The organism is Bacillus sp. LR_5 (assembly GCF_042709275.1).
Window position 1 is genome coordinate 1 of record NZ_JAVAXX010000514.1, and the last position, 2,377, is coordinate 2,377.

The 2,377-nt window shown below is 43.6% G+C and carries 3 protein-coding genes; all 3 read left to right on the forward strand.

The features are described 5' to 3' along the window. Positions 1–348, forward strand: a 348-nt coding sequence (gene cccA, locus RAC86_RS37840; protein ID WP_377886874.1) for a cytochrome c550, incomplete at its 5' end; no start/stop codon positions are given. 256 nt (positions 349–604) lie between these two features. Further along, the gene (gene trmK, locus RAC86_RS37845) at positions 605–1,255 is read left to right on the forward strand and encodes a tRNA (adenine(22)-N(1))-methyltransferase TrmK (RefSeq protein ID WP_069837638.1); all 651 of its coding nucleotides are present in this window, start codon (positions 605–607) and stop codon (positions 1,253–1,255) included. Continuing rightward, entirely contained in the window at positions 1,248–2,369 is a 1,122-nt protein-coding gene (locus tag RAC86_RS37850; protein ID WP_131227635.1) for a Nif3-like dinuclear metal center hexameric protein, read from the forward strand. Before trmK ends, RAC86_RS37850 begins: the two co-directional genes overlap by 8 nt. Positions 2,370–2,377: the final 8 nt, after the last annotated feature.

The window sequence follows — 2,377 nt, forward strand, 5'->3', positions numbered from 1 at the left end:
CTTATTCCATTTTTGCTGATCGCTGTTTTAGGAATTGGTCTAACTTTCTTTTTATCAGTAAAAGGACTTGATGACTCTCGGGAGATTGCGAGCGGAGGAGAAAGCAAATCTGCTGAAAAGAAAGATGCAAACGCTTCACCAGAAGAAATTTACAAGGCAAACTGCATCGCATGCCACGGTGAAAATTATGAAGGTGTTTCGGGTCCTAGCTTAAAAGGTGTAGGGGATAAGAAAGATGTCGCTGAAATTAAAACAAAGATCGAAAAAGGCGGTAATGGAATGCCTTCCGGTCTTGTTCCGGCCGATAAGCTGGATGATATGGCAGAGTGGGTGTCAAAAATTAAATAAAAGAACTATTTTTCTCTTTATACATTCACAGGCCGCCGAGATGTTCTCGACAGCCTTTTATTTTTGACTGCCGCGTGCAGACCCGCATCAAAAGAAATAATCTCAAAATCATTTGCTTCAGCTTGGATTCCGGGCTGATTTTTTATATGATAGTAAAGGAAAAAATGATTGAGAAAAGTTGTGATGACAAGTGAACGAATTAAAATTATCTAAACGATTGCAAACAGTAGCGGAGTACATACCGAATGGAGCGGTGATGGCCGATATCGGCTCTGACCACGCATACCTTCCTTGTTATGCGGTGCTGAATCATAAAGCCAGCGGGGCGATTGCCGGAGAAATAACAGACGGCCCATTTTTGTCTGCAAAGCGGCAGGTTGAAAAATCAGGCTTAAACTCGCACATTTCTGTAAGGCAGGGAGACGGACTGGAAGTGATTAAAAAAGGTGAAGCTGATGCCATTACGATTGCCGGAATGGGCGGGGCTTTGATCGCTCACATTTTAGAAGCGGGCAAAGACAAATTAACGGGGAAGGAACGGCTCATTTTACAGCCGAATATTCATGCTGTTCATATCAGGGAGTGGCTTTATAAAGAAGGATATGCGCTGATAGATGAGGTAATCCTTGAAGAGGACGGAAAGTGCTATGAGGTGCTGGTGGCAGAAGCGGGAGACAGGGATGCGGCTTATGACGGTATTTCTTTATCAGCCGGGATGCTCGTCGGCCCTTTCTTGGCAAAAGAAAAAAATGCTGTCTTTTTGAAAAAGTGGACACAAGAGCTTCAGCACACTCAAAGCATTTATGAACAGATCAGCCAAGCGGCGGATACAGAGCAAAACAAACAAAAATTAAAGGAGCTCGCCGATCGAATGGAGCTGTTAAAGGAGGTAATCGATCATGGCTAAAAGTGTAAATGGGCAGCAGATCATCCAGCTGTTTGAACAATTTTCCCCGAAAGCCTATGCGGTTGAAGGAGATAAAATCGGCCTGCAAATCGGCACTTTAAACAAACCAATTAAAAATGTGATGGTTACACTTGATGTGTTAGAGAGCGTTATCGATGAAGCGATTGAAAAAGAGGTTGACTTGATTATTGCACACCATCCTCCTATTTTCCGACCGCTAAAGCATATTTCAACAGATCAGCCTGCCGGAAGGTTAATTGAAAAGTGTTTGAAGCATGATATTGCTGTTTATGCAGCTCATACAAATTTAGACGTTGCGGACGGCGGCGTGAATGATTTGCTTGCTGAAGCATTAGAGCTGAGTGAGACGGAAGTGCTGGCACCTACTTATACGGATCCTCTGAAAAAGCTGGCAGTTTACGTGCCGAAGGAATATGAAGAGCAGGTCAGAGCCGCGCTCGGAAATGCGGGGGCCGGCCATATCGGTGAATACAGCCATTGCGCGTTTTCATCTGAAGGAATCGGCAGCTTTAAGCCATTGGACGGAGCTAAGCCTTTTATCGGTGAAGTGGGAGAGCTTGAGCTTGTTCATGAAGTAAGGCTTGAGACTGTATTTCCTAAAAGCGTCGAAAAAGCTGTTATCAATGCAATGATAAAAAGCCATCCATATGAAGAAGTCGCTTACGATATCTATCCTGTCGAACAGACTCCCGCCGAAAAAGGGCTCGGCCGTGTCGGAATCCTTAAAAATGAGATGACGCTCAAGGAATTCGCTTTATTTGTGAAAGACAAGCTTGACGTCAATGGTGTCAGAATGGTGGGAGATGCTGACAGTATGGTGAAAAAGGTAGCTGTTCTTGGCGGAGATGGAAACAAGTATATTCATCATGCAAAACGAAAGGGAGCCGATGTTTACGTCACAGGAGATTTATACTTCCATGTGGCCCATGATGCGATGATGCTTGGCCTAAATGTGGTTGATCCGGGCCATTACGCGGAAAAAATCATGAAAGAAGGCGTCACGAGAAAACTGACATCAATGTGTAATGATAAAAAGTTTGACGTGAATATCATTGTTTCTGAAACAGATACAAATCCATTTATATTTCTATAAAAAAACTG

What these genes read in the sequence shown, in the direction of transcription:
- trmK (WP_069837638.1), top strand. Translation starts at nt 605, where the DNA reads ATGGCCGATATCGGCTCTGACCACGCATACCTTCCTTGTTATGCGGTG.
- RAC86_RS37850 (WP_131227635.1), top strand. Translation starts at nt 1,248, where the DNA reads ATGGCTAAAAGTGTAAATGGGCAGCAGATCATCCAGCTGTTTGAACAA.